The following is a 25,769-nucleotide window of genomic DNA, read 5'->3' on the forward strand; positions in this document are numbered from 1 at the left end:
AACGGCCAAGCAGCGCGCGCAAAGCTGCTTACAGCAACTCGTAGGTGTTGGCGTGCAGTTGCGCCTTGCTGGCGCTCGCCGTTTCGCGCGCCGTCTGACGGCTCTTTCGCGTCAGGCCGATGTACGGCATGCCGTGTTCGAGGAACGGACCTTCGGTCTTGCGAAAGCCGAACGCTTCGTAAAAGCCGCGCAGACTCACAGGCGCCGTGAGACGCACGCCGCGTCCGGGCCAACGTTCCGCGGTCACTTCGAGCACGCGTTCGATGAGCGCATGCGCGGTGCCATCGCCGCGACGCAGCGGGCTCGTCAAGATCTTGTCGACGACAACTTCCGGGTCTTCGGCATCGCCTTCGTGAATGCGCGCATAGGCGAGCACGGGCATCGAACGAGTCATGTCTTCGGCTGCGAAGACATGCACGCCGCTTTCATCGCGGCCATCGGGATCGAGGTGCACATGCGACTGTTCGACGACGAACACCGCACTGCGTGCGCGCAGAATCAGATAAAGCTCTCGCGCAGTGAGCTGTTCGAAATCAAGGGCTTTCCAGTTCATCGTTTTATTCTCCATGCTCGGGCCGGATAAAACCGGCGTGGCGACCATCACACGTTACGTCCCGGTGAGCCAACATTCCGTGCGGCGGCGCACCGACGATAGCCCTTGCAGCCCCGTCAAATAAGGCCAACCGCACGCAAGGCGTCTCGGGGAAAAAGACGCCTTCGAACCTAAAACCGCATACACGGGCCGCGATGCACCGTTCGCCGCCCATAAGTGCATGCAACCGTGCACCCGGCGCGATTTCGTGCATTCGCATGCACCGATAGCGCTCGCTTCATGCGGCACCTTCATGGGAAAATCGAGATGCTTACCGCCGTCGACCGCGACTCGGGCGCGCAAAAAAACGAAAGCAAAAATGACTGCATGCCCGACCGCACGGGCGGTATCGGACGCCGTCCTTACTGCTCAGAGGTCAACGCATGAGCGCGTTCCACACCGGCGGTGTGACGGGTTCCGACGCAGGCCGTTCGCGCGTCGTGCAACTCGACCCCTTGCGCCTGCGCGCGCGGCGGCATCACGCGCATGCGTTGCATCGTGGCGAGCGCATCTGGCGCGACGGCGCGGGACCCGTCGATCTCTGGATCGAGCTTCTGCATGGCAATGGTCTCGAACCGCGCGCGGCACTCGCGTATAGCGTCGCGCAAGACTTCGAGGACGACCAGTTCACGCTCGGCCGCATGACACCGGAAGACATCGAAAAGCTTTACGGCCTGCAAGTGCAGGAGCTTTCGATCTTCCATTCGCTCGAAGAACGCGCGCTCGTGCAGACGCGCCGCGCAAACACCGTGCTGATCGAAACGGATGCGTTCTTCTTGCCCGACACGCGGTCGGCTTCCTACCATCGCGAGCATGCGAAGACGACTATCGGTATCGATGTGATCGATCCCAATGCGCGGCGTCTCGGCTACTTTCATCACACGGGCTACCATCTGCTCGATGGCGATGACTACAACGGCGTGCTGGGCTTGCCCGCCAGCGACGCAGGCACGTTGGCCGCGACACTTTTCCCGCATGTCGAGTTCGTCAAGCGTGTACGTGAACCGCTTACCGGAACGGCCTTGGCGGAAGCATCGGCCGATCTGTTGTGCGCGCATTTGCTGCGACGTCCTTTGCACAATCCGATCACGCGCTGGCGTGCTGCCTTTCCCGAACATGTCGATGCCATGCTCGCGCGCGGTGACGCTTACACGCAGCTCTACTTCGCAAACGTAATGCGACAGCTCGGCGCGAACTTCGAACTGCTTGCGCACTACCTGCAATGGATGCGCGAGCAAGGCTTCGACATACCCGTGCAAACGCATACCAGCGCCCGCAAGATCGCAAGCGAGACCATGGTCATGCAATGCCGTCTCGCTCGCTCGCTTTCACGACAACATCGCGAGCTTTGCGAAGCCTCTTTCGATGTTCTCGAAGATGCGTATTCGCGCGTAGTGCCGCCTCTCGCCGCTATCGTCTGTTGAACATTTCATAGCATGATTCATGAGATGCGCCCTTTGCGGCGCCCTCATTTCGAGCCTTATTTCAAGGGGTTTTCTGCTTGCTCCAATCTCTCGGCGACATGGCACGCCAAGTGTGTTAGTCAAATCTCACGCTGCTTTGCGCTGTGTTCAACGCTTCACGCGACACACAAGCGCTCGAAGTTGTCCTCGATGAAACATTTCTGAATTCTTCCCTCCGCGTAATCCGGCGTTGTCGCAAAGCACCAAACCATCAATTGTCACGCAAACGTTTTACGCTGAATCATCGTGATGATGTTCGTTGAAGCATGCTGTGCAAGCCTCGTATGGGCCGATGTAAGCCATCACGGCCGACATGAAGATCGTTCACCGTGATGCTTATCGCGTGAGGTTTCCACATCGCGCAAGAGCCGCAACGTTTTGCCCTTGAACGCGAATCACGACCATGCACGGCTTGCATGTCGCAAAGACATACGCAGCAAGGCTTTGCGGATAAGCAAGCGAATCATCCACGAATGCACGTTCGCTTGCCCACGAAGCCGATGGAACACGGATGAATCAATTTTCAAACTCCCTACGAAAGAGGGAAGGTTTGCAACCTGATGTCTCCCCAAGAGCCCTGTCGCGCGGTAATGCGATATGACCAATCCTTCATTCGGGGGGATCGCAACAATGCTACGTATTGGGTCGCATACGTATTCCTAAGACCAGCAATGTTCAAAACTGAAACAAAAACGCTTCGCTGCACTGCATCACAAACGGCGGATTTGCACTGAGGCCCCGCCCACATTGACGCTCGCCGCATTGGCACAGTCCTCGCTAAAAGAGTGTCGCCACCCGATCGACGCAATCAACCAAATCAACTCATGCGCGACACAGGAGCTACGGGGCTGATGTGAAGGACGGAATGTGTTGGATAACGTTCACATCAGTAAATAAAAGAGTGAAGCGCACTGCGCGAGCTACGAGAGAACAACCATGCTGACCCTCCAGTCCGACCTGCACGGCAACCATTTGCTTGGCGCGCTTCCGGCGCACGAATGGCAAGCACTGACTCCGCATCTCGAGCTCGTTCAATTGCGCACCGAACAGCTGCTGTGCGATTCCGGCCAGCGCATTCATCACGTCTATTTCCCGACGACGGCCATCATCTCGTTGCTGCATACCATGGAAGATGGCGGTTCCGTCGAAATCGCGGCGGTCGGCCGCGAAGGCATGACGGGCGTGCCGGTGCTCACGGGCGGCGAAACCATGCCGACGCGCGTGCAAGTGCAGTGCCCCGGCTTCGCGTATCGCATGAGCGCGCAAGCCCTGCGCGACCAGTTCGCGCGTTCCGACTTCCTGCGCCGCCTGATGCTTCTCTATATGCAAGCGCTGCTCACGCAAGTCGCGCAGACGGCCGCATGCAACCGCCATCATTCGCTCAATAAGCAACTTTGCCGCTGGCTTCTGATCGAAATCGATCGTACGGCGTCCAACGAACTACAAGTGACGCAACAATTAATTGCCGATATGCTGGGCGTACGCCGTGAAGGCGTGACCGAAGCAGCCGGCAAGCTGCACGATGCGGGCCTCATCCATCACAGCCGCGGCTGTATCAAGGTGGTGGACCGCGAAGGGCTCGAAGCCCGCGCCTGCGAGTGCTACGGCCTCGTGAAGCGCGAATTCGACCGCCTGCTGCCGCGCATGCGCGTGCAGGAAAACGTCTCTGTTCCCAGCGCCTGATAATGCAGATGCAAACTAAAAATCGCGATATGTTCGCCCGCTCGGCACGTTGTCTCGACGTGTTCCTGATCATCGCAGGCGGGGTGATTGCGCACTTCATGCGCTTCTCCTCGCTCGATTTCAGCGATGTCGAAAAGTTGCTGATCGCGTTCAATTGCGTGCTCGCCCTCTTGCTGTTTCCGGCGTTCGGCGTCTACGAAGCTTGGCGCGGCAAGCCGTTGCCGGTGATGCTCGCACGCGTGACGCTCGCCTGGGTCGCGGTGGCGGCGGCGGCGCTTTTGCTGGCGTTCACGCTGCATCGGATGGATCTGGTCTCGCGTCTGTGGTTCGCTTATTCCACGCTGATTTCCGGCGCGCTGATCGTCGTCGCGAAGTGCGCGGTCTATCTGAGCCTTAGAGCCATGCGTGGCCGCGGCTTCAACCAGCGCACGGTGGCGATCGTCGGCGCGCAGGGTTTCGCGCGCACCTTGCTCGCGCACCTCAGCAGCACGCCCGAACAGGGTTTTACGCCGGTTTGCCTGCTCGATACGACCGGCGACGAGGAATTGCACGCGAGCGGCGTAGGCAGCACGCTGGGCGCTTCCATGCGCATGCCGGTGCTCAACGACTTCGACGAACTCGTCGAGAAAGTGCGCCGTGAAGAGATCAACGAAGTGTGGCTCGCGCTGCCGCTTTCGCAAGAGCACACCATCTACCGCTTCGTGCACGCGCTGCGCCATGACTTCGTGAATCTGCGTTTGATTCCAGACACCCGCAGCATCTCGCTCTTCAATCATTCGATGACGGATGTCGCCGGGCTCGCCACCATCAACCTGACGACCTCGCCGGTCAGCACGCTGCAAATGTGGCCGAAGATGCTGTTCGACCGCCTGTTCGCGGCCGCCGCGCTCTTGGCGCTGTCGCCGCTCATGATCGGCATATCGATCGCGGTGAAGGCTACCTCGAAGGGACCGGTTTTCTTCACGCAGAACCGCAAGGGCGCTGACGGACGGCCGTTCCGCATCTACAAGTTCCGTTCGATGGCCGTGCACAAGGAAACGAGCGGCCACGTGACCCAGGCAACGCGCAACGACCCGCGTGTGACGAAGATCGGTGCATTCCTGCGCCGCACGAGTCTGGACGAGCTGCCGCAGTTCCTGAACGTACTGTTCGGACATATGTCGGTGGTGGGCCCGCGCCCGCACGCGCTCGAACACGACGACTTGTACAAGGATCTCGTCTACGGTTATATGTTCCGTTACCGCATCAAGCCGGGCATTACGGGTTGGGCGCAGGTGAACGGCTATCGTGGCGCGACAGAAAAAGTCGAGAAGATGCAGAGCCGCGTGAAGTTCGACCTGTTCTATATCCACAACTGGTCGTTCTGGTTCGACATCAAGATTGTCGCGATGACCATGTTCAAGGGCTTTATCGGACGTAACGCGTTCTAATTTTGCCTTTGGATAAAAAATGGCCCGGACATTCCGGGCCATTTTTGTTTGAGCGTGCTGCCTTCGAGCGGTTTTTTATGCCGCGTAGTCGATACGTTCGACGCCCTTCTCCGTGCCCAGCAAACACACATTCGCGCCGCGCGCCGCGAACAGTCCGACGGTCACGACGCCCGGCCACGCGTTGATCTGCGCTTCGAGCGCGCGCGGGTCGGTGATGGAAAGCCCCTTCACGTCGATGATCTCGTTGCCGTTGTCCGTGATGAAGGGTGAACCGTCCAGCGTCACGCGCACGATCGGCACGCCCCCGAGCGTCACGAGCTTGCGGCCGATAGCCGTGCGCGCCATCGGCACGACTTCGACGGGCAGCGCGAACTTGCCCATTACGTCGACGCGCTTGCTTGCATCGGCGATGCACACGAACACGTCCGACACCGACGCGACGATTTTCTCGCGCGTGAGCGCGCCGCCGCCGCCCTTGATCATCGCGCCGCTGCCGTCGATTTCATCGGCGCCGTCCACGTACACGGGCAAGTTTTCGATTTCGTTGAGATCGAACACCTTGAAGCCATGCGCTTCGAGGCGCGCCGTGGTCGCGAGCGAACTCGATACCGCGCCGCGATAACGCGCTTTCGACTTTGCGAGCGCATCGATGAAGCAATTAGCGGTGGACCCCGTGCCAACGCCGATGATGCAGCCTTCGGGCGCCTGCGCGTCGACATAATCGGCGGCGGCCTGGCCGACCAGTTGCTTGAGTTCGTCCTGAGTCATGATGGTGTTGCTGCTTTCGAGGTGAGAATTCGAGTCCAAGGGAGCATCTTGCTCCGCTAAGCGAACGCGTGCAGGAAACCGAGCGGATCGTGCGTGCGCGCCACCGAAGCGATGAACGCGAAGACGACGATGGCGAGCACGCCGAAGATTGCCCGCGAGGTTTTGGTGCGGCCGCGTTTGAGCGCAAACGTCCCGAGCACGATATAGACGACGAGGCCCGCGATCTTCGCTGCGAGCCATGCGGCATTCGCGTCGAAGCCGATGATGACGACGAGCGCGATGGCCGAGACGAGCAGCACGGTATCGACGATATGCGGGACGATTTTTACCGCGCGCTTTTGCAAGAGACGCGAATCCGCGAGCATCCAGATCCAGCGCAGCAAGAAACCGGCGATGCTCAGTCCCGCGCAGGTCATATGGAGCGCGCGAAGCGGCAGAAAGTAGTCGCTCATGTCAGGGCAGATATTTGTCGATGAGCGCGGACGCGATAGCGTCGCTTTCGGCATCCGCGTCGCCCGCGTAGTCCGACGGGCGGAAGTGCATCTGGAACGCGCCGAAGACGCGGCGCGTTTTTTCGTCGAGGACACCGTCGGTGGCGACATCGTAACCGTAACGTTTGAGCTTTTCCTGAAGCGCGCGGACATCCGTGGGCGCCTTCGGCGCACGGCCGGCGAGATGCGCGGCGACCGTGGCATCGTCGGGCCATGCGCCGATGCCCGCCTGGTAAAGCGTGTGCCACGGAAAAAGCGGACCGGGATCGATCTTGCGTTGCGGTGCGATATCGCTATGGCCGACGACGCGCGTCGGCGGAATGCGATAGCGCGTGACGATATCGCGCGACAGCTCGATGAGCGCGTCGATCTGCGCGGGCGGATAAGGTTGCCATCCGCGGCCGGACGGCGTGTCGATGGGCCCGAGATTCACGTTCTCGATCCCTATGGACGAAGCGTTGAGTTCCGTCGCGCCTTGCCAGTAACTCAGCCCGGCGTGCCACGCGCGCTGGTCTTCCGGCACGAGTTGATAGACGACCGGCTCGCCTCGTTCGATACGCGGGGCATCGGGGACGACGTAATGCACGCTCACCTGATCGCCGGTCAGGACCGAGAGAGACTTCGCTTCGTCGATCTCGGTGTAGTGCATGACGAGAAAGCGCACGCGGGAATCGGCGCCTTTTGCGTGGTGCTGAGTGTCGGCGAGGTAGGTGCCGCGGTCGATCATGGTGGTGGTGCAGGCGGTGAGCGCACAGGCGCAGATCAGGGCGGTCAGGCGGGACAACATTGGCACGTTACTTCTTCACACTTCTCTGCCGCACGGCCTCGAATAAACAAACCCCGCTCGCCACGGACACATTGAGACTTTCCACCGCGCCGGCCATCGGGATATTCATGATCTCGTCGCACGTCTCGCGCGTGAGACGGCGCATGCCTTCGCCTTCCGCGCCCACCACGATAGCCACCGGGCCGTCCAGCTTCGTTTCAAAGAGACTCGCTGACGCCTCGCCCGCCGTGCCGATCACCCACACGCCCGCATCCTTCAATTCGCGCAGCGCGCGCGCCAGATTCGTCACGGTGATGTAGGGCACGCTGTCCGCCGCGCCGCTCGCCACCTTCGCCGCCGTTGCGTTCAGCCCGGCGGAACGGTCGCGCGGCGCGATCACGGCATGCGCGCCCGCCGCATCGGCGACACGCAGACACGCGCCGAGATTATGCGGATCGGTAACGCCATCGAGCACCAGCAGAAGCGGCGTGCCGGTCACGCCATCGAGCAATTCGGCCAGATTCTGCGCGAGCGGCAAGTCTTGCCCGCGCGCCACCACGCCCTGATGCTGAATGGTGCCCGCGAGCCCGAACAAGCGCGATTCCTCGGCTGCGATCAGGCGAACGCCCGCTTCCTTCGCGGTCCGCAGAAAATCCTGCATGCGCCGGTCCTTGCGCGAAGGGTCGTACAAGACCTCTTCGATCGACGATGCATCCGCACGCAAACGCGCGGTCACTGCGTGAAAACCGTATAGAACCTTGAGACGTGACATGACTGATCCAAACCTTCGTGAAATCCATAAAAGCATGACGCGGTCCGAAGCTCGTGGCGTCGGACCGCGCGATTGCCAGCTAGCGCCCTGAAGCGCGTCTTATCGTTTCTTGCGCGCCGGCCTGCCCTGCGCGGATGACTTCGACGCCACGCCACGCTTTCTGGCCGCGCCACCACGCGTGGCCGACGCCACCGCCGCGCCCTTCTTCGTGCCGCCACGCGTACGCGTGCCGGTGACGTCGTCGTCGAAAGCGCGGATGCGCGGACCGCCCGCATCGCCGCCCGATGCATGCTCGGCGCCCGCATTCGCGGACGGACGCGGCGCCGGCGGCTTCACCGGCGTGTCGCGCACGAGACGGAAGTCGATCTTGCGCGCATCGAGATCGACGCGGCCCACCTGCACGCGCACACGATCCGACATGCGATACCGGATACCCGTGCGTTCGCCGCGCAGTTCGTTCTTGATCTCGTCGTACTGGAAGTAATCCGAGCCCAGTTCGGTGATATGCACGAGCCCTTCGATAAACAGCGAATCGAGTTGCACGAAGATGCCGAACGACGTCACGCCGTTCACCATGCCGCCGTATTCCTCGCCGAGCTTGTCGCGCATGAAATAGCACTTGAGCCAGGCTTCGACATCGCGAGAGGCTTCGTCGGCGCGACGTTCGTTCGACGAACAATGCAGCCCGAGTTCTTCCCAAATCGCGACGTTGTTGCGCGAACGGCCGCGCGACTGATCGTCGTTCTTCTGCATCTCGCGCGCGGCTTTCGTGAGGCCGGTGCTAAGCGATGTGTCGTGACCCACTTCGGGCAGATACTTCTTGCCCTGCAAAATGGCGTAAATGGCGCGATGCGTGAGCAAGTCGGGATAGCGGCGAATCGGGCTCGTGAAGTGCGCGTACGCCTCGTAAGCCAACCCGAAGTGACCGATGTTGTCCGGGCTATACACCGCTTGCTGCATGGAGCGCAGCACCATCGACTGGAGCATCTGCGCGTCGGGCCGGTCGCGAATCTGAGCGATCAGCGCAGCGTAATCGCTTGCGTGAGGCTTCGCGCCGCCCGTCAGCGTGAGACCGACGCCACGCAGGAACGTGCGCAGGTTTTCGAGCTTCTCCTCGGTCGGTCCCGCATGCACGCGGTAGAGGCCCGGATGCTTGTTACGCTTCAAAAAGTCCGCCGCGCAGACGTTGGCCGCCAGCATGCATTCCTCGATCAGCCGATGCGCGTCGTTACGATGACGCGGCACGATCTGCTCGATCTTGCCCTGCGAGTTGACGACGATATACGTCTCGGTGGTGTCGAAATCGATTGCGCCGCGCTTCTGACGCGCGGCGTGCAGCGCCTTGTAGACGCCGTAGAGATCCTGCAATTGCGGCAGGATGTCGGCGCGGCGCGCGGCTTCCGGTCCCTTGGTGTTCGTGAGCACCGCGGCGACTTCGGTGTAGGTGAGACGCGCGGCCGAATGCATCACGCCAGGATAAAACTGATATGCCTTGATTTCGCCGCGCGCGGTGATGACCATGTCGCACACGAGCACGCAACGGTCGACGTTCGGGTTCAGCGAACACAAACCGTTCGAGAGCTTCTCCGGCAGCATCGGGATCACGCGACGCGGAAAGTACACCGACGTGCTGCGGTCGAGCGCGTCGACATCGAGTGCTTCGTTCGGGCGCACGTAATGCGACACGTCCGCAATCGCCACGAGCAGCCGGAAGCCCGAACCGCGGCCCACGGAGATGGGCTCGCAATACACGGCATCGTCGAAGTCGCGGGCGTCTTCGCCGTCGATCGTGACGAGCGGCACATCGCGCAAGTCCACGCGATGGCGTATGTCCACCGGACGCACTTCGTCGGGCAGCTTCGCGGCGGCGGCAAGCGCGGCGTCGCTGAATTCGTGCGGCACACCGTACTTGCGCACGGCGATCTCGATCTCCATGCCGGGATCGTCGATATCGCCGATCACTTCGGCCACGCGGCCGAGCGGCTGCGAATGACGGCTCGGGAAATCGGTGAGATCGACGGAAACCACTTGCCCGACCTTCGCCTTCTTCGGGTTCTGCGTGATGAGAATGTCGTGACCGATGCGCTTGTCTTCCGGCACGAGAATCAACGCGCCATTCTCGTTGATGAGCCTACCGATGATGCGCTTGTTCGCGCGGTCCGTGACCTCGACGATATGCCCTTCCGGCCGGCCGCGCCGGTCGAAGCCGACGATGCGCGCAAGCACGCGGTCGTTGTGCATGACCTTCTGCATTTCGCCATTGGGAAGGAAGAGATCGTCCTGGCCGTCGTCGCGGATCAGGAAGCCGAAGCCATCGCGATGACCTTGCACGCGGCCTGCAACGAAGTTCGAAGGATGCGTGAGCTGGTAGTGACCGCGCTTGTCGAGGCGGATTTGCCCGTCGCGTTCCATGGCCGCCAGTCGCTTGAAAAATCCTTCGCGCTCCTGGCGCTTGATCGACAATGCCTCGGCGATGTCGTTCGCGGCATGCGGAGTCTCGCTCGTGCGCAGCACGCCGAGAATCTCTTCGCGGCTGGGAATCGGATACGGATATTTGCTCAAGGGCTTGATCGTCTTTCTTCTCGTTTAGATGGACTTTCGCGGAACTTTGCAGCCTTCAATGGCGGGCATCGTTGCGGATCATTCTAACACCCGTATTCGGGCCCTCATGAGGCGTGCAGGCGCTTGAGCGTGCCGCGGCGAGGATCACGCTCGCGCTGCGAATCGTCGAATGGAAATGCTTGACAGACGCAATCCGGTCGATATAATGGCGTTCTTTGCTGCTCACGAAGCACAAAAACGCAGTACACGCACCCTTGCCCAGGTGGCGGAATTGGTAGACGCACTAGGTTCAGGTCCTAGCGGTGGCAACACCGTGGAGGTTCGAGTCCTCTCTTGGGCACCAAGATGTTTGAAAAAGCCACCTTCGGGTGGCTTTTTCTTTTTATGCGGAAGTCCTGCTTCCGGCGGCGCTCCATAAAAGCGCAGTTGGTTGACACGGCGACCGTTACCGCTAGAATAGCGGGCTCGCTGTACCCCTTGGCCCAGGTGGCGGAATTGGTAGACGCACTAGGTTCAGGTCCTAGCGGTGGCAACACCGTGGAGGTTCGAGTCCTCTCCTGGGCACCAAGGTCTCTTTCAGCGTTTTGCAAACAACCCCACGAATCGACGCGTGGGGTTTTTTGTTTCCGCGCCTTTTCTTTTCAAATCCTATTCAATTTTCTTACGTCGTCTATTCGATCTTCTGTTGATTCGAATCGATTCGAATCATTCGCGCTTACGATCACGATTTAATCGCGCTTATTCGTGCCACGCGCTTTCTTGACCTCCTGCAGCTAATTAAACACGGGCGTACACTCAGCGTGCCTGCGGCCCTGCCTGTCCGGCCTCGCCGCTCGCCAGGCAAGCCAATCAATTAATCGAACGGAGACCACGGCAATGAGTTGGACGCGCGAACAACGAAACGTAACGATTGCGGCTTACCTGGGCTGGACACTCGACGCATTCGACTTCTTTCTGATGGTCTTCATATTGAAGGACATCGCCGCCGAATTTAATACCGGCATTCCCAAGGTGGCCTTTGCCATTACGCTTACGCTGGCGGCGCGTCCGCTTGGCGCGTTGATCTTCGGGCGGCTCGCGGATAAATTCGGCCGCCGTCCGACATTGATGATCAACATCGCGATTTATTCGCTGCTCGAATTGCTCTCGGGTTTATCGCCGAATCTCACGACTTTGCTGATCTTGCGCTTTCTCTTCGGCGTCGCGATGGGTGGCGAATGGGGCGTCGGCTCCGCGCTGACGATGGAAACCGTGCCGCCTTCCTCGCGCGGCTTCGTCTCGGGCTTGCTGCAGGCGGGATATCCGAGCGGCTACTTGCTCGCGTCGATCGTATTCGGCGTGCTTTATCAGTTCGTCGGCTGGCGCGGGATGTTCTTTGTCGGCGTCGCGCCCGCGCTGCTCGTGCTCTATGTGCGCGCGCACGTGCCGGAATCGCCCGCGTGGCGCGCGCTCGAAAAGCGCAAGCGGCCGGGTCTGCTCGCCACGCTCAAGCAGAACTGGAAGCTCTCGCTTTACGCGATCGTCCTGATGACCGCGTTCAACTTTTTCTCGCATGGCACGCAGGATCTGTATCCGACCTTCCTGCGCGAACAGCATCATTTCGACCCGCACACGGTTTCGCTGATTACCATCGTGCTCAATATCGGCGCGATTGTCGGCGGACTCTTTTTCGGGTCGCTTTCCGAGAAGATCGGACGGCGCGTGGCGATTTTCATCGCCGCGCTGATCGCGTTGCCGGTTCTGTATCTATGGGCGTTCTCGACAGGCCCGGTGATGCTCGCCATCGGCGCGTTCCTCATGCAGATTTCCGTGCAGGGCGCGTGGGGCGTGATTCCAGTGCATCTGAACGAGATTTCGCCGGATGAGATTCGCGCGACGTTTCCGGGGCTCGTTTATCAGCTCGGCAACCTGCTGGCGGCCGTCAATGCGACGATGCAGGCATCGATCGCCGAGGCACACGGCAAGGACTACGGCACGGCAATGGCGATCGTTGCGGGAACCGTCGCTGTCGTGATCGCCGCGTTGATCTTCTTCAGCCGCGAGCGTAGGGGTATCGATATGACGCGCTCGGCGGAGGAAGTGGCGGCGCAGACGTAAGCGAGCCATCGGGCGCCACAAGCTATTTTAGAGGGCGATGCCGACGCATTCGGCACGCCCCGTGCTGCTCCTCCGAACCACCGCCGCTTCGGAGACCCGTGATGCTCGCCCTCTTCGTCATCGCTTTCCTCCTTGTCGCTGGCGCGTTGACCTTCGTGCAAGCGCCCGCCGTCGCCTGGCTCGCGGCGCTCACGATCTGGGTCGCGGCGGGCGCATTCACCGGCATCGTCGGGCCGATAGTCACCGCGCTGCTGGCCATCGTCTTCGTGCTTCCGGCGCTTCTCCTCTCCATCAAGCCGTTGCGCCGCGTGCTCATCAGCCGGCGGGTGCTGGGCGTATTTCAAAAGATCCTGCCGCAGATGTCGGCCACCGAACGCGACGCCATCGAAGCGGGCACGGTCTGGTGGGACGCCGAACTCTTTTCCGGCCGCCCGCACTGGGACTCGCTCCTCGCTCACGGCGCGCCAAGACTCACGCCGGAAGAACAAAGCTTCGTTGACAACGAATGCGCCCATCTCTGTGACATCGCCAACGACTGGGACACCACGACGATCTGGCAGGATCTGTCGCCGCAAGCCTGGGCCTTTATCAAGGAGAAGGGCTTTCTCGGCATGATCATTCCGAAGCAGTACGGCGGAAAGGCGTTCTCCGCTTACGCGCACTCGCAAGTCATCATGAAGCTGTCGACGCATTCGTCGGCGGCGGCGGTCTCGGTGATGGTGCCCAACTCGCTCGGACCCGCCGAATTGCTGCTGCATTACGGCACCGAAGAACAGAAGAACTACTACTTGCCACGCCTCGCGCGCGGCGATGAAATCCCCTGCTTCGCGCTGACGAGTCCGTATGCCGGCTCCGACGCCGCTGCGATTCCCGATGTCGGCGTCGTCTGCCGCGCGATGCACGAAGGCCGCGAGACGCTCGGCTTTCGCGTCACCTGGAACAAGCGCTACATCACGCTCGGACCGATTGCCACCGTGCTCGGCCTTGCCTTTCGCGCGCTCGATCCCGAACGTCTGCTCGGCGGCAACGAAGCGCCCGGCATCACCTGCGCGCTCATTCCGACGACGCATCCCGGCGTGCATATCGGCAGACGTCACTGGCCGCTCAACGCCGTGTTCCAGAACGGCCCGAACTGGGGAACAGACGTTTTCATCCCGATGGAATGGGTTATCGGCGGACGCGAACAGGTCGGACGCGGCTGGCACATGCTGATGGAATGTCTCGCGGCGGGCCGCGCGATCTCGCTGCCGTCGTCGAATGTCGGCATGGCCAAACTCGCCGTGCGCGGCACCGGCGCCTATGCCGCCGCGCGCCGCCAGTTCCGGACGTCGATCGGACGCTTCGAGGGCATTCAGGAAGCGCTCGGCCGCATGGGCGGCAATCTGTACGTGATGGATGCGGCGCGCCGCCTGTCGGCACAGGCCGTCGATCTCGGCGAAAAGCCCTCGGTGATTTCGGCGATCGCGAAATATCACATCACCGAGCGCGCGCGCAAAGTGATCAACGACGGCATGGACGTGGTCGCGGGCAAGGGCATCTGCATGGGGCCGTCGAATTTTCTCGCGCGCGCGTATCAGCAGATGCCGATCTCGATCACCGTCGAAGGCGCGAACATTTTGACGCGCTGCCTGATCATCTTCGGACAGGGCGCGATTCGCTGTCATCCGTATGTGCTCAAGGAGATGGCGGCCACGCGCGAGCCCGACGCAAAACGCGCACTCACCGACTTCGACGCGGCCTTCTTCGGTCATGCGAGCTTTCTCGCGTCCAACGCGATCCGCAGCCTCGTCTACGCGCTCGGCGGCGGCGTGTCGATCCGCAAACCCGCACAGGCCGACGCGCGCCTCGTCCCGTACTATCGCGCCGCGACACGACTGTCGAGCGCGTTCGCCCTCTTCGCCGATATCTCGATGCTCGCGCTCGGCGGCGAGCTCAAGCGTCGCGAGCGCCTGTCCGCGCGCCTGGGCGACATCCTCGCGCAGCTTTATCTGATCTCCGCGACGCTCAAGCGCTTCGAGGACGACGGCCGCCCGGAAAGCGACTTGCCGCTCGTGCGCTGGGGCGTGGAGGACGCGCTGTATCAGGCGCGGCTTGCCTTCGACGGCTTGCTCGCCAACTATCCGAACCGCGCCGCCGCGGCCTTCTTGCGCGTCTTCGCGTTCCCGTTCGGCCTGCCGCACACACCCAGCACGGACTCTCTCGGCAACGACGTCGCGCTCCTGATGCAGACGCCCGGCGATGCGCGCAGCCGCCTTGTCGAAGGCTCGCACGTGTCCGCGCTCGAGGACGATCCGATCGCGGTCGGCGAGAAATTGCTCGCGCTCACGCCCGCCGTCGTCGCACTCGAAGCGCGCCTGCGCGACGCCGTGAAATCCGGCAAGACCGCTCCTCTGCCGCAAAGCCCGGACGAGATCGAAGCCTGGGCGCGGCAAGCGACCGCGCTCGGATTGATCGATACGAGCGAGGCGGCTCTGCTCAAAGAATGGGCATCGCTTGCGCGCGAAGCCGTGAAAGTCGATGATTTTTCCGCAGACTTCGGTATCCTCGAAGCATTGCAAAAGCGCAGCGCCGAGATCGAGCAACAAATGCCCGAAACGGTCGCCTGATGTCCAAGCCCACTACCCAGCCGACGACCGCGTGCCAATCGATGAAAGACCGCTACCTCGACTTCGTCAATTCGCCCTTCGGCACGAGCATCGCCCGCTCGCTCGGGCTGCCGCGCCCCGAAGCGTTGCGCCGCCTGCGCGCAGGCGAAGCCGAGTTCGGCGGTATGGCGGCCATCGGCGCGGGACCGTCGCCGGCACTGTTCGACGACCTCCTCGCGGTGTTGTCCGGCATCGGCATGACGGGCATCGCGCATGACAGCGCGTCCGGATGGCTCGCCGTGGCAAGCCGTCATGGCGCGATGAGCGGGCGTTTCGAGGCGCGCGCCACCGATTCCAGCCCCGCCAACCGCGTCCAAGCGCTGATCTTCGATGCCACCGGCATTGTCGAAAGCAGCGAACTGCATGCGCTCTACGCCTTCTTCCACGACGCGCTGCGCTCGCTTGCCAGAAGCGGCCGAATCGTCGTGCTCGGCCGCCCGCCCGGCGCTTTGAGCGATCCGCGTGCGGCGACCGCGCAGCGCGCGCTCGAAGGTCTCACGCGCTCGCTCGGCAAGGAAGCGCGCAACGGCAGCACGGCGAATCTACTGCGCGTGAGTCCGCAGGCTTCCATCGAAGGCGCGCTGCGCTTCTTTTTGTCGCCGCGTTCGGCATATGTGTCGGGGCAAGTCGTGCATCTCGAAGGCGCGGCGCCCTCGCCCGCGAACTGGGCCGCGCCGCTCGCCGGAAAGCGCGCGCTCGTGACGGGCGCGGCGCGCGGCATCGGCGCATCGATTGCGGCGGTGCTCGCGGCGCACGGCGCCATCGTCACCGGGCTCGACGTGGCCGCCGCGCGCGACGCGCTCGATCAGACCATGCTCGGCATAGAAGACGCGTCGCCTTCTAACGGCGCGCATACCGCGCTCTATGCCGATATCGCATCGCCCGAAGCGCCCGCCGAACTCGCGGCCGCGCTTGCGGCGTCGGGCGGCATCGATATCGTCGTGCATAACGCGGGCATCACGCGCGACAAGACCATCGCGCGCATGAGCGCAGAGATGTGGGACAGCGTGATCGACATCAATCTGCTCGCGCAGGAACGCATGGACGAAGCCCTGCTCGCGCAGAACGTGATCGGCGCGGGCGGGCGCATCGTCGCGGTGTCGTCGATCAGCGGCATTGCGGGCAATCGCGGCCAGACCAATTACGCCACCTCGAAAGCCGGCGTGATCGGGCGCGTGCAGAGCATGGCGCCGATACTGCGGGCACGCGGCATTACCATCAACGCGGTGGCGCCGGGCTTCATCGAAACGCAAATGACCGCGCGCATGCCATTCGGCGTGCGCGAGGCCGGACGAAGGCTCAACTCGATGGGCCAGGGCGGCTTGCCGGTCGATGTCGCCGAAACCGTGGCATGGCTCGCGAGTCCCGGCAGCGCGGGCGTGACCGGCCAGGTGGTGCGCGTCTGCGGCCAGAGCCTCGTCGGAGCCTGACGGATGCACGTCTCCACGATGCCCCGCCCGCGCACCGTCGTCGTCGATACGCTGCCGTCGCCCGCAAAGCTCTATGGCCGCTTGCTGCCGGGCCTGTTCCGGCGCGGCCACGCAACCGATCTGCCCGCGCTACGCCTGATTCGCCCCGACGTGCGGCTCGACCCCGAACATATCGGCCGGTATGCGCGCGTATGCGGCTTCATCCCCGAGCACGGCGTGCCGCTCACGTTCCCGCATGTGCTCGCGTTTCCGCTGCATCTGATGATGCTTACCGATCCGTCGTTTCCCTGGTCGGCGCTCGGCGTCGTGCATCTGTCGAACAGCGTGCATTTGCGCCGGCCGCTGCTCGCGGGTCAGGGCTTGCGGATCGAAGTGGAATGCGGACCGCTCGTGCCGCATCCGAAAGGCCAGGCGTTCACGCTGCATACGCGCATCTACCGGCGCGGCGAGGCCGTGTGGGATGGCGACAGCGTCTATCTGAAACGCGGCGTGAAGACCGCAGCCACCGCGCCCGTCGCCGATGCCATCGAGACCAGTACGCCGCTCCTCGTACGCGAAGCGCGCTGGCAGCTTCCCGCGCAACTGGGCCGCGACTACGCGAAGGCTTCCGGCGACTTCAATCCCATTCACCTGCATGCGTTGAGCGCGAAGGCGTTCGGCTTTCAGCGCGCCATCGCGCACGGCATGTGGACGCTTGCGCGCACGCTCGCGGCGCTGCATCCGGTGAAGACGCTCGCATCCGGTCACGCGCACGGCGACTTCAAGCTGCCGCTCTTTCTTCCAGGCGACGCGACGCTGTGGAGCGCGGCGCCCTCGTCCACCGCGCGCGCCTTCGAAGTGCGCGATCTCGCCGGCGACCGGCCGCATTTGCGCGGCGAGTTCGAATGGGAGCTGCCATGAGCACGTCTTCGAACCTCGGGCGCAGAGTCGCGATCATTGGCAGCAACCGGATTCCGTTCGCGCGTTCGAATACGGCTTACGCGACGGCATCGAATCAGGACATGCTGGCCTTCGCACTGCAAGGTCTCGTCGATCGCTACGATCTGCACGGCCTGCGTCTCGGCGAGATCGCGGCGGGCGCGGTCGTCAAGCATTCGCGCGATTTCAATCTCACGCGCGAAGCCGCGCTCTCGACCACGCTGGCGAAGGAAACGCCCGCCTACGATGTTCAGCAGGCCTGCGCCACCGGCCTCGAAACGGTGATTCTAGTCGCCAACAAGATTGCGCTCGGACAGATCGACGTGGGTATTGCAGGCGGCGTGGATACGGCGTCGGACGCGCCCATCGGCGTGAACGAGCGCATGCGCAAGATTTTGCTCGAAGCCAATCGCAGCCGGACGGCGGGCCAGCGCGTGGGCGCGCTCGCGAAACTGCGGCCCGGCATGTTCTTCAGGCCGACGCTGCCGCGTAACGCCGAGCCGCGCACCGGTCTTTCGATGGGCGAGCATTGCGAACTGATGGCCAAGCGCTGGAAGGTTTCGCGCGAAGCGCAGGACGCGCTCGCGCGGGAAAGTCATCTCAAGCTCGCGGCGGCGTACGAGCGCGGCTTCTTCAACGACCTGATGACGCCGTACAAAGGCCAGACGCGCGACAACACGCTGCGGCCCGAGCTTTCGCTCGATCAGCTCGCGCAACTGAAGCCTGTCTTCGATCGCGATGCGGGCACGCTCACCGCCGGCAACTCGACGCCGCTCACCGATGGCGCGTCGGCCGTGCTGCTCGCATCGGAACAATGGGCCGCCGAACGCGGCTTGCCGGTGCAGGCGTACTTGAGTTTGTCGGCATCGGCGGCAGTCGATTTCTTCGACAAGCGCGAAGGTCTCTTGATGGCGCCCGTCCACGCCGTCCCGCCGCTGCTTTCGCGCGCCGGCCTCGCCTTGCAGGACTTCGACTTTTACGAGATTCACGAAGCCTTCGCCGCACAGGTGCTATGCACGCTCGCCGCATGGGAAGACCAAGAGTATTGCGAAACCGTGCTCGGACTCGGGCAGGCGCCAGGCAGCATCGACCGCGCGCGTCTGAACGTGAACGGCAGTTCGCTCGCGACCGGGCATCCGTTCGCGGCGACAGGCGGACGCATCGTCGGCACGCTCGCGAAGATGTTGAGCCATGCGCCCGCTCGCGGCGATGGCCGTCCCACGCGCGGGCTGATCTCGATTTGCGCGGCGGGCGGACAAGGCATCGTCGCGATACTGGAACGCTGAAGCCGCGAGACGCTCGCGGCCCTCAACGCACGTAGCCGACGCAACGCGAGCACGAAGCACGAAGCACGAAGCACGAAGCACAGCAGAACACAAAGCAGCATGACAAACATAAGGCGCATACAACCCGCGCCAACGGAGACAAACCATGAGTCCGGCACCGGCATCGCCGCGCGGGGCTGTCGAGCCGCATTGCACGGATGGCATTTGGCATGCCTCGTATCCGGCGGGCGTGCCGCGCGATATCGATCCGTCGCGTTACCGTTCGCTCACGCATTTCTTCGATCAAGCCGTCGAGCGCTTTCGCGATCGCGTCGCTTATGTGAGCCTCGGCTCCGAACTCACGTTCGGCGCGCTGCGCGATAAGGCGCTGGCGTTCGCTTCGTATTTGCAAGAACTCGGCGTCAAACCCGGCGATCGGGTCGCGCTCATGATGCCCAATTCGCTGCCCTATCCCGTGACGCTCTTCGGCGCGCTTGCGGCGGGCGCGATCGTCGTCAACGTGAATCCGCTCTATACGGCGCGCGAACTCGCGTATCAGTTGAAGGATTGCGGCGCGCAGACCATCGTCGTCGCGGAGCCTTTCGCGAAGACATTGCAGGGCGCGCAGCGCGGCACGCGCATCCGCCATGTGATCGTGAGCACGCTCGGCGACTTGCTCGGCGACGGCCTCAACCTCAAGGGTCAGGCAATCGATTTCTTTCTGCGTCACGTCAAGAAGAGCGTGCCCGCGTACTCGCTGCCCGAGGCGGTCGGCTTGCGGCAGGCACTCGCGCGCGGCGCCAGGCGCAAGTTCGAACCGGTGCGCATCGGGCACGGCGATATCGCCTTCATCCAATATACCGGCGGGACCACGGGCGTGGCGAAGGGCGCGATGCTCACGCACCGCAATGTCATCGCCAACGTGATGCAGGCGCTTGCGTGGGCGCGCGCGAGGCTCGTCGATGGCGCCGAAACGGTGGTCACGCCGCTGCCGCTCTATCACATCTATTCGCTGACGATGAATGCGCTCGTGTTCCTCGGCATCGGCGCGCGCAATGTGCTGATCGCCAATCCACGCGATCTCAGCACGTTCATGCGCGCGCTGCGCCGTGAGAACTTCACCGCGATCAGCGCGCTCAACACGCTCTACAACGCGCTGCTCGACAACGACGAATTCCGCGCGCGCGACTTCTCCGCGCTCAAGCTTGCGATGTCGGGCGGCATGGCCACGCAACGCGGCGTCGCCGAACGCTTCGCGAAGCTCACGGGCTTGTCGATCACCGAGGGTTACGGGCTCACCGAATGCTCGCCGCTTGTGTGCGCGAGTCCCATCGGTGTCGAAGACAACATGGCTTTCGATGGCAGCATCGGTCTGCCCGTGCCTTCCACGCTCGTGCGCATGCGCCGCGAAGACGGCGTATGGGCCGACATCGGCGAACGCGGCGAGCTTTGCGTGTGGGGCCCGCAAGTGATGAAAGGCTACTGGAATCGGCCTATCGAGACCGCGCGGATTATCGGCGCGGACGGCTGGCTCGCCACCGGCGACATCGGCGTAATGGACGCGCGCGGGTTCGTTCGTATCGTCGATCGCAAGAAGGACATGATGATCGTGTCCGGGTTCAACGTGTATCCGAACGAGATCGAGGACGTGCTCGCGGCGCATCCGAAAGTGCACTCGGCGGCGGCTATCGGCGTGCCCGACGCGGTGACGGGCGAACGCGTGAAGGTGTTCGTCGTGCGGCGCGACGCCACGCTCACCGTGGAAGAAGTCCTCGCCTTCGCCCGTTTACATCTGACGGGCTACAAGATGCCGGCGTTCGTGGAGTTTCGGGATTCGCTGCCGCTTTCGACCATCGGCAAGGTTTTGCGACGCGAATTACGCGATGCTGAACGCGCGAAGCTTAAGGAGTAGCATCACTGGTCCAATCGGAGAACTCATGCCGCCAGTGCCGCCAGTGCCGTCAGTGCAATTGCGCCGCATCACGAACTGGCGGCTCGCCTATGCGAGCCTGTGTTTTCTGCTGCTCGCGATGTTCGCGCTGTTCGAATCGCACGCGTACGCACAGGTTGGCGCGGACCGCGTCGCCACGCTCGATGCCGATCAGCAGGTTGCGTGGCTGACCAGCGCGGCGGCGAGCGGCGAGCTTGCGGCGCTCGACGACGAGCAACTCGTCGCACTCTTCCAGTCGCTCGATCCTCACACGCTGCCGCGTTACTTGAGCGCGGGCACGCACCGCTTTGCATCGTGCGAATTCACCATGTGGCGGCGCGAACGCGTGAAGGGAAAATGGCCGAAGCGCGCCGACCACATGCTCGTGCGCGTGACGCGCGAACCGCTGCGCATCTACGCCAAATGGTTGCCCGACGGCGCGCATGCGGGCCAGGAGATCATCTACGACGATTCGACGCGTCCCCGTGAGCTATACGGGCATCTGGGCGGGCTGTTCGGCGTGGTGCCGATGTGGACGAAGATCGACGGCGCCTTTGCGCGCGCGCAGTCGAATCATTCGATCCGCGAACTCAGCATCGACGCCATTACGCAGCGTTTCATCGACGAAAGCCGCCGCTTCATCGAAGCGGGCATCACGCGGCCGGCCAGCGTCGATGTGCGGACTATCGACGGTGTGCGCGTCGTCGCCCTCACCTACGATACGCCGAGCGGCCAGCCCGACTTCTACGCCAAGCGCGAAGTGCTCGGTCTCGATCTGACGCGTCCGCTTTTGCGCAGCATCGAATCGTTCGATAACGACGGCGAGCAGTTCGAAAGCATCGTGCTCGAACGCATCGATCCCAAGCCCTTCGACGACCTGACGTTCGACCCGAAAAATCCCGACTATCGCTTCTGATGGCGGCGCTCTGAAGTGCTCGCTGACTTGACGACACACGCTGTAACAAGCGCGATTTCCCGGCATCGGTTAATTTTAAGTTTCGCCTAAGAATCGGCTTCTAACCTTGCCGGACTTCATCGACATCAACGTCGGCTGCCGGATGTCACCGGCGCCCAGAATCGTCATGTAACAACCAAGGAGTTCGGTCCATGAACCTCCGTTTAGCTTCCGCTTCGGCGCCCGTGCGGGCCATCAAACGGCTGCTCAGCCATCACGAAATCGCCACGCTGCTTTTGCTTTTGCACGCGCCGATCGACGCCATGGCCGCGACGCCGGATGTCGCTTCGTTGCAGGAATATGGCTACGTCGAAATCGTGTCTCCCGAAGCGGGCGCACCGAAAGTCCGGCTGACCGAAGACGGCAATGCCGTATTGCGCGGGTTGGGCGTCCGCTAAAGACGCGCGCTTGGCACGCGCTTGGCACGCGCTCGACACTCATTCGGCGTCGCGATCTCTGTAATAATCGGTTGATCCCATTCACAACCGACCAAGGAGTGATTCGCGATGTCCGCTACTGAACCCATCGTTCAACGTGTGTTGCTCACCAACGACGACGGCATCGACGCCCCCGGCCTTGCCGTGCTCGAAGCCGTCGCCCGCGAAATCGCGCACGAAGTCTGGGTGATCGCACCCGAGCACGATCAGAGCGGCACGTCGCACTCCATCAGTCTTCATTCGCCGTTGCGCGTGTCGCGTCAGGGCGAACGGCGCTTCGGCGTGCAAGGCACACCCGGCGATTGCGTCGTGATGGCCGCGCGCCATCTCATGAAAGACGCACCGCCCGATCTCGTGCTTTCCGGCATCAATCGCGGTGCGAATCTTGGCGTCGAGACCATGTTTTCCGGCACGGTCGGCGCAGCCATGACAGGCTTGCTGCTCGGCTTGCCGTCCATCGCGTTGAGCCAGACATTTTCAGATCGCGACAACGTGCGCTGGGACACGGCGAGCGCGCTCGCGCCCGGCGTGATCCGTCAGTTGCTCGCCATCTCGCACGACGCGCCGACGTGTCTCAACGTCAATTTCCCCGATTGCGATGCAGAAGCCGCCGGTCCGCTTACCGTGACGCGGCAAGGCGCCGGGCTCGTGGAAGGTATCGACGTCATCGCGGAAGTCGACCCGCGCGGTCTCGATTACTACTGGCTACGCTTTCAACGCGGCGCACGTGAGAATGCGCCCGACACCGAGACGGCGAACGTGGCGGCCCGACGCATTGCGGTGACGCCGCTCAATTTCGATCGCACCGACGCCCGCACCTTCGCCACGCTCGAAGCCGGCTTGCGCGGCGCACGGTAGCGCGTTGTTGGCTAGAACGTTTCCTCTCAGACGCAGATACGGCTTTCTCGTATGCTGACGCGACCCGCCGTACCAGCGCGCGGGATGACGATTAGAAAAAGGAGACACCCTATGAAGCGTGCGATCAGCCGCGCATGCGCCGCTGCGCTCTTGGCGCTGTCGGCGGCAAGCGCGTTTGCGCAAGCGCCTACGCCCGTTGGCACATGGCAGACTATCGACGATGCCACGGGCAAGCCGAAGGCGATCATTCAGATCGTCGACGACGGCAGCGGCCAGTTGTCGGGCCGCGTGGTGCGCGGCATCGGCGAATTCGATCATCCGGAGCGGCGCTGCACGGCCTGCACCGACGAGCGGCGCGATCAACTGGTGAAAGGCATGACCATCATCACCGGTCTCAGGCAGAACGGCGACACCTGGGAAGACGGGCAGATTCTCGACCCTGAAAACGGCAAGCTCTACAAGTGCAAGATGAAGCTCGAGGACGGCGGACAGAAACTCGTGGTGCGCGGGTATATCGGCGTGTCGCTCCTGGGGCGCTCGCAGACATGGTTGCGTCAGTGATCTCGCTCAAATGAAAAAACCGGCCAAGGCCGGTTTTCGTTTTGCATCCTCTTTGCAGACGCTTTGCAGACGCTTCGCACGTGGCCGATGTCACGCAGCGCGGCGTTCCGCTTCGACGCTTTCTTCCATGAGCGATGGAAGCTCCGCCGGAACGCGCATGCGAGAAGTCATCAACGCGTAAAGGGACTCGCCTGCCGGGCCGAACAACTGCGTCATCACGCGCAGCAGCACGCCCGATTCGTGCCACGCCTTGAAGCGCCGGTACGTGAAGGCGCTGCGAGCCGCGTCCAGCAACGATGTAGCCTCTGACCGGGTTCCACTGGGACATCACTGGGACACCAACATGGCAACGATCATACACAGGCCGGACAACGTACCTGCACGCAAATGGCAGGCAAAGGTCCGAAGGAAAGGCTTCCCCGCCCAAAGCAAGGCATTTGCGTCCCGCGCTGAAGCGGAGGTATGGGCTAGAAGCATTGAAACCGAATACGACAAGGGCCATACCGTCGATCACAGTGACGCGAGAGACACCATCTTGCGCGGGCTGCTCCGGCAGTACCTCTCGGAGGTGGTGCCACGCCAGAGAGGCTTCGAGCCTGAAGGCCACCGAGTCAGATTTCTTATGCGTCAGCCAGTCACGGCGTTCTCGCTCACTAACTTGACGCGCTCTGCGCTGGTCGCGTATCGAGACAATCGGCTTCGCACCGTCAGTGGCTCGACCGTCCGAAAGGAACTTCTGGTTATGCGCCGCGCCATTGAGTTCGGGCGAAAGGAGCTAGGGCTGTACTTGGCTGAGAATCCGCTCGATTGGATTAGGTTGCCAGATGAAAACGAAGCGCGGGACAGGCGGCTTCTTCCGGGCGAAGAGGAACGACTTCTCGTGGAGTGTCAGGCGGCTCGTGCACCGTATCTGCTACCGCTCGTCGTGATCGCCATCGAGACGGGTATGCGACAGTCGGAAATGCTCGGGCTTACATGGGAGCGCATCGACACTGCGCGCCGGGTCGTGTACCTGCCGACAACGAAGAACGGTCAGCCGCGAGGCGTGCCACTCACTAGACGGGCCGTACAGGCGCTCGAATCAATGCGGAATGCCCGCGTTTACCAGTGGTCCCGCGAGCCTGCTGGCGGGCCGTTCCTGCACGTCTCTGCGACTGTCGTGCGCCACGCATTTATGCGCGCTAGAGACAAGGCAGGGATGCACGACCTGCGATTCCACGATCTGCGGCATGAGGCTGTCTCGCGGCTATTCGAGCGCGGGCTGAACGTTATGGAGGTCGGCTCAATCTCGGGTCACAAGACACTCTCGATGCTGCGCCGGTACAGTCACCTCTCGATGGATCATCTGCTATCGAAGCTCGATTGACGGCAGCCTCGAAAATCAGCGGGTGATGTATTCCCACAGAAGCCCGCCGACCGCGCCTACCCCGCTTCCAACCGCGCAAATTGCCCCAGCCACAAGGAACGGGGTCGTCCAACGTTCCATACGGCGTGCTGCGCTCGCTTGTTCAGATAGCCTTTGGGTTTCTGCTTGCAACATTGCGATGTTTGCACGCACTTTGTCTATGTCCATGCCATACCCCACCAGTGCAAGATCAATCGGTAGACCTTTCGCTAGATGAACGTCCGGTGCTTCCGCCGCACGATCAACGATACTAGCGCTTCGCTCACGCCGTACTTGCGCGCCAACGCCGCGCCACCAAATTCCTTGCTTCCACGTACGTAATCTGCGCGAATAGCGAGCACCTGCACATCGGTAAGCTTTGAATTTCCGTTCCGTGCACCAATCAGTTCAGTCCCGTCGCGCCGTCGGTCTCCCGCGTTCGCTTTCCGCGTCTTCCAATTCAGGTGTGCAGGATTGCAGCATAGCCGGTTATGACAGGGACCGTGCGCGGCTTCCCTGAATTCACCATCCTCCGCCCAACCACGCGCCAGCATCAGCGAAAGCCGGTGCGCAGTAACCCATCGTCCTCTGTGATACGCCCGCCCGTATCCGTTGTCTTTACGCGGGCCTTGCCAAATCCAGCAGCCACGCTCATTCTCGACGCTCCGGCTTTTGATATCACTTAACGTCATATGTCCTCCATCAATGATTGGTGTTGATGTATTCCCGCACGTCGTGTCAAACTGTCTCCGCCGAGGAACG

At 62.5% G+C, this 25,769-nt stretch carries 22 protein-coding genes and 2 tRNA genes; 16 read left to right on the forward strand and 8 right to left on the reverse strand.

The genetic code is table 11. The features are described from left to right. Positions 1-28 precede the first annotated feature (28 nt). Positions 29-553: a GNAT family N-acetyltransferase gene (locus tag QCE79_RS08150; RefSeq protein WP_244825375.1), complete on the reverse strand. Its 525-nt coding sequence runs from the start codon at positions 551-553 to the stop codon at positions 29-31. 422 nt (positions 554-975) lie between these two features. Here QCE79_RS08150 and QCE79_RS08155 point away from each other — a divergent pair, with 422 nt between their 5' ends. The 3 genes from QCE79_RS08155 (at position 976) to QCE79_RS08165 (ending at position 5,168) form a co-directional block, all read left to right on the forward strand. Beyond that, positions 976-2,016, forward strand: a complete 1,041-nt coding sequence (locus QCE79_RS08155; protein ID WP_309843267.1) for a DUF1839 family protein — start codon at positions 976-978, stop codon at positions 2,014-2,016. A 975-nt stretch (positions 2,017-2,991) separates the two neighbouring features. Further along, entirely contained in the window at positions 2,992-3,738 is a 747-nt protein-coding gene (locus tag QCE79_RS08160) for a Crp/Fnr family transcriptional regulator (RefSeq protein ID WP_244825377.1), read from the forward strand. Between the two features lie 29 nt (positions 3,739-3,767). Then, positions 3,768-5,168: an undecaprenyl-phosphate glucose phosphotransferase gene (locus QCE79_RS08165; protein ID WP_244828053.1), complete on the forward strand. Its 1,401-nt coding sequence runs from the start codon at positions 3,768-3,770 to the stop codon at positions 5,166-5,168. A 75-nt stretch (positions 5,169-5,243) separates the two neighbouring features. Here QCE79_RS08165 and rpiA read toward each other — a convergent pair whose 3' ends face one another. The 5 genes from rpiA to rnr all read right to left on the reverse strand — a co-directional run bounded on the left by rpiA (position 5,244) and on the right by rnr (position 10,527). Next, positions 5,244-5,936 (reverse strand): ribose-5-phosphate isomerase RpiA, encoded by a 693-nt coding sequence (rpiA, locus tag QCE79_RS08170; protein ID WP_250465012.1) that lies wholly within the window; start codon positions 5,934-5,936, stop codon positions 5,244-5,246. A 56-nt stretch (positions 5,937-5,992) separates the two neighbouring features. Then, positions 5,993-6,388 (reverse strand): SirB2 family protein, encoded by a 396-nt coding sequence (locus QCE79_RS08175; RefSeq protein WP_244825379.1) that lies wholly within the window; start codon positions 6,386-6,388, stop codon positions 5,993-5,995. Between the two features lies 1 nt (position 6,389). Beyond that, entirely contained in the window at positions 6,390-7,214 is an 825-nt protein-coding gene (locus QCE79_RS08180) for an N-acetylmuramoyl-L-alanine amidase (protein WP_309845251.1), read from the reverse strand. A 7-nt stretch (positions 7,215-7,221) separates the two neighbouring features. After that, on the reverse strand, positions 7,222-7,965 hold the full coding sequence (gene rlmB, locus QCE79_RS08185; RefSeq protein ID WP_244825380.1) for a 23S rRNA (guanosine(2251)-2'-O)-methyltransferase RlmB: 744 nt from the start codon (positions 7,963-7,965) through the stop codon (positions 7,222-7,224). 99 nt (positions 7,966-8,064) lie between these two features. Next, positions 8,065-10,527 (reverse strand): ribonuclease R, encoded by a 2,463-nt coding sequence (rnr, locus tag QCE79_RS08190; protein WP_309843268.1) that lies wholly within the window; start codon positions 10,525-10,527, stop codon positions 8,065-8,067. A gap of 256 nt (positions 10,528-10,783) precedes the next feature. On the opposite strand from rnr, the gene QCE79_RS08195 reads away from it, so the two are divergent. From QCE79_RS08195 to QCE79_RS08250, 12 genes are all read left to right on the forward strand, one after another. Further along, positions 10,784-10,870: transfer RNA gene (locus QCE79_RS08195), tRNA-Leu, on the forward strand. Between the two features lie 137 nt (positions 10,871-11,007). Further along, positions 11,008-11,094 (forward strand) — tRNA-Leu (locus tag QCE79_RS08200). Between the two features lie 309 nt (positions 11,095-11,403). Further along, positions 11,404-12,624 carry an MFS transporter gene (locus QCE79_RS08205; RefSeq protein ID WP_244825382.1) on the forward strand — a complete coding sequence of 407 codons (1,221 nt, stop codon included), beginning with the start codon at positions 11,404-11,406 and terminating at the stop codon, positions 12,622-12,624. Positions 12,625-12,725: 101 nt separating this feature from the next. Further along, the gene (locus QCE79_RS08210; protein WP_309843270.1) at positions 12,726-15,230 is read left to right on the forward strand and encodes an acyl-CoA dehydrogenase; all 2,505 of its coding nucleotides are present in this window, start codon (positions 12,726-12,728) and stop codon (positions 15,228-15,230) included. 41 nt (positions 15,231-15,271) lie between these two features. Continuing rightward, positions 15,272-16,699, forward strand: coding sequence for a 3-oxoacyl-ACP reductase (locus QCE79_RS08215; RefSeq protein WP_309845254.1), 1,428 nt, complete (start codon positions 15,272-15,274; stop codon positions 16,697-16,699). Positions 16,700-16,702: 3 nt separating this feature from the next. Next, positions 16,703-17,599: a MaoC/PaaZ C-terminal domain-containing protein gene (locus tag QCE79_RS08220; RefSeq protein ID WP_309843272.1), complete on the forward strand. Its 897-nt coding sequence runs from the start codon at positions 16,703-16,705 to the stop codon at positions 17,597-17,599. Continuing rightward, on the forward strand, positions 17,596-18,903 hold the full coding sequence (locus QCE79_RS08225) for an acetyl-CoA C-acetyltransferase (RefSeq protein WP_309843273.1): 1,308 nt from the start codon (positions 17,596-17,598) through the stop codon (positions 18,901-18,903). Before QCE79_RS08220 ends, QCE79_RS08225 begins: the two co-directional genes overlap by 4 nt. A gap of 145 nt (positions 18,904-19,048) precedes the next feature. Continuing rightward, positions 19,049-20,794 carry an AMP-binding protein gene (locus QCE79_RS08230; RefSeq protein WP_309843274.1) on the forward strand — a complete coding sequence of 582 codons (1,746 nt, stop codon included), beginning with the start codon at positions 19,049-19,051 and terminating at the stop codon, positions 20,792-20,794. Between the two features lie 25 nt (positions 20,795-20,819). After that, positions 20,820-21,728: a DUF1571 domain-containing protein gene (locus QCE79_RS08235; RefSeq protein WP_309843276.1), complete on the forward strand. Its 909-nt coding sequence runs from the start codon at positions 20,820-20,822 to the stop codon at positions 21,726-21,728. A gap of 191 nt (positions 21,729-21,919) precedes the next feature. After that, complete coding sequence (locus QCE79_RS08240) at positions 21,920-22,165, forward strand: hypothetical protein (RefSeq protein WP_244825389.1); 246 nt, start codon at positions 21,920-21,922, stop codon at positions 22,163-22,165. A gap of 108 nt (positions 22,166-22,273) precedes the next feature. Beyond that, positions 22,274-23,062: a 5'/3'-nucleotidase SurE gene (surE, locus tag QCE79_RS08245; RefSeq protein WP_309843277.1), complete on the forward strand. Its 789-nt coding sequence runs from the start codon at positions 22,274-22,276 to the stop codon at positions 23,060-23,062. A gap of 111 nt (positions 23,063-23,173) precedes the next feature. Continuing rightward, the gene (locus QCE79_RS08250; RefSeq protein WP_309843278.1) at positions 23,174-23,623 is read left to right on the forward strand and encodes a DUF2147 domain-containing protein; all 450 of its coding nucleotides are present in this window, start codon (positions 23,174-23,176) and stop codon (positions 23,621-23,623) included. A 90-nt stretch (positions 23,624-23,713) separates the two neighbouring features. Here QCE79_RS08250 and QCE79_RS08255 read toward each other — a convergent pair whose 3' ends face one another. Continuing rightward, on the reverse strand, positions 23,714-23,917 hold the full coding sequence (locus tag QCE79_RS08255) for a hypothetical protein (RefSeq protein WP_309843281.1): 204 nt from the start codon (positions 23,915-23,917) through the stop codon (positions 23,714-23,716). 49 nt (positions 23,918-23,966) lie between these two features. Between QCE79_RS08255 and QCE79_RS08260 the strand changes: the two genes are divergently transcribed. After that, positions 23,967-24,989: a site-specific integrase gene (locus QCE79_RS08260; RefSeq protein WP_309843284.1), complete on the forward strand. Its 1,023-nt coding sequence runs from the start codon at positions 23,967-23,969 to the stop codon at positions 24,987-24,989. Positions 24,990-25,237: 248 nt separating this feature from the next. On the opposite strand, the gene QCE79_RS08265 is transcribed toward QCE79_RS08260, so the two are convergent. Continuing rightward, a complete protein-coding gene (locus QCE79_RS08265; RefSeq protein WP_309843286.1) occupies positions 25,238-25,699 on the reverse strand; it encodes a hypothetical protein in 462 nt (153 codons plus the stop codon). Between the last annotated feature and the right edge of the window lie 70 nt (positions 25,700-25,769).

Source organism: Caballeronia sp. LZ003 (assembly GCF_031451465.1).
Lineage (GTDB): Bacteria > Pseudomonadota > Gammaproteobacteria > Burkholderiales > Burkholderiaceae > Caballeronia.

What these genes read in the sequence shown, in the direction of transcription:
- QCE79_RS08155 (WP_309843267.1), top strand. Translation starts at nt 976, where the DNA reads ATGAGCGCGTTCCACACCGGCGGTGTGACGGGTTCCGACGCAGGCCGT.
- QCE79_RS08180 (WP_309845251.1), bottom strand. Translation starts at nt 7,214, where the DNA reads ATGTTGTCCCGCCTGACCGCCCTGATCTGCGCCTGTGCGCTCACCGCC.
- QCE79_RS08160 (WP_244825377.1), top strand. Translation starts at nt 2,992, where the DNA reads ATGCTGACCCTCCAGTCCGACCTGCACGGCAACCATTTGCTTGGCGCG.
- QCE79_RS08250 (WP_309843278.1), top strand. Translation starts at nt 23,174, where the DNA reads ATGAAGCGTGCGATCAGCCGCGCATGCGCCGCTGCGCTCTTGGCGCTG.
- QCE79_RS08205 (WP_244825382.1), top strand. Translation starts at nt 11,404, where the DNA reads ATGAGTTGGACGCGCGAACAACGAAACGTAACGATTGCGGCTTACCTG.
- rpiA (WP_250465012.1), bottom strand. Translation starts at nt 5,936, where the DNA reads ATGACTCAGGACGAACTCAAGCAACTGGTCGGCCAGGCCGCCGCCGAT.
- QCE79_RS08240 (WP_244825389.1), top strand. Translation starts at nt 21,920, where the DNA reads ATGAACCTCCGTTTAGCTTCCGCTTCGGCGCCCGTGCGGGCCATCAAA.
- QCE79_RS08225 (WP_309843273.1), top strand. Translation starts at nt 17,596, where the DNA reads ATGAGCACGTCTTCGAACCTCGGGCGCAGAGTCGCGATCATTGGCAGC.
- QCE79_RS08235 (WP_309843276.1), top strand. Translation starts at nt 20,820, where the DNA reads ATGCCGCCAGTGCCGCCAGTGCCGTCAGTGCAATTGCGCCGCATCACG.
- QCE79_RS08220 (WP_309843272.1), top strand. Translation starts at nt 16,703, where the DNA reads ATGCACGTCTCCACGATGCCCCGCCCGCGCACCGTCGTCGTCGATACG.
- QCE79_RS08215 (WP_309845254.1), top strand. Translation starts at nt 15,272, where the DNA reads ATGAAAGACCGCTACCTCGACTTCGTCAATTCGCCCTTCGGCACGAGC.
- QCE79_RS08165 (WP_244828053.1), top strand. Translation starts at nt 3,768, where the DNA reads ATGTTCGCCCGCTCGGCACGTTGTCTCGACGTGTTCCTGATCATCGCA.
- QCE79_RS08260 (WP_309843284.1), top strand. Translation starts at nt 23,967, where the DNA reads ATGGCAACGATCATACACAGGCCGGACAACGTACCTGCACGCAAATGG.
- QCE79_RS08210 (WP_309843270.1), top strand. Translation starts at nt 12,726, where the DNA reads ATGCTCGCCCTCTTCGTCATCGCTTTCCTCCTTGTCGCTGGCGCGTTG.
- rlmB (WP_244825380.1), bottom strand. Translation starts at nt 7,965, where the DNA reads ATGTCACGTCTCAAGGTTCTATACGGTTTTCACGCAGTGACCGCGCGT.
- QCE79_RS08265 (WP_309843286.1), bottom strand. Translation starts at nt 25,699, where the DNA reads ATGACGTTAAGTGATATCAAAAGCCGGAGCGTCGAGAATGAGCGTGGC.
- surE (WP_309843277.1), top strand. Translation starts at nt 22,274, where the DNA reads ATGTCCGCTACTGAACCCATCGTTCAACGTGTGTTGCTCACCAACGAC.
- QCE79_RS08150 (WP_244825375.1), bottom strand. Translation starts at nt 553, where the DNA reads ATGAACTGGAAAGCCCTTGATTTCGAACAGCTCACTGCGCGAGAGCTT.
- QCE79_RS08230 (WP_309843274.1), top strand. Translation starts at nt 19,049, where the DNA reads ATGAGTCCGGCACCGGCATCGCCGCGCGGGGCTGTCGAGCCGCATTGC.
- QCE79_RS08175 (WP_244825379.1), bottom strand. Translation starts at nt 6,388, where the DNA reads ATGAGCGACTACTTTCTGCCGCTTCGCGCGCTCCATATGACCTGCGCG.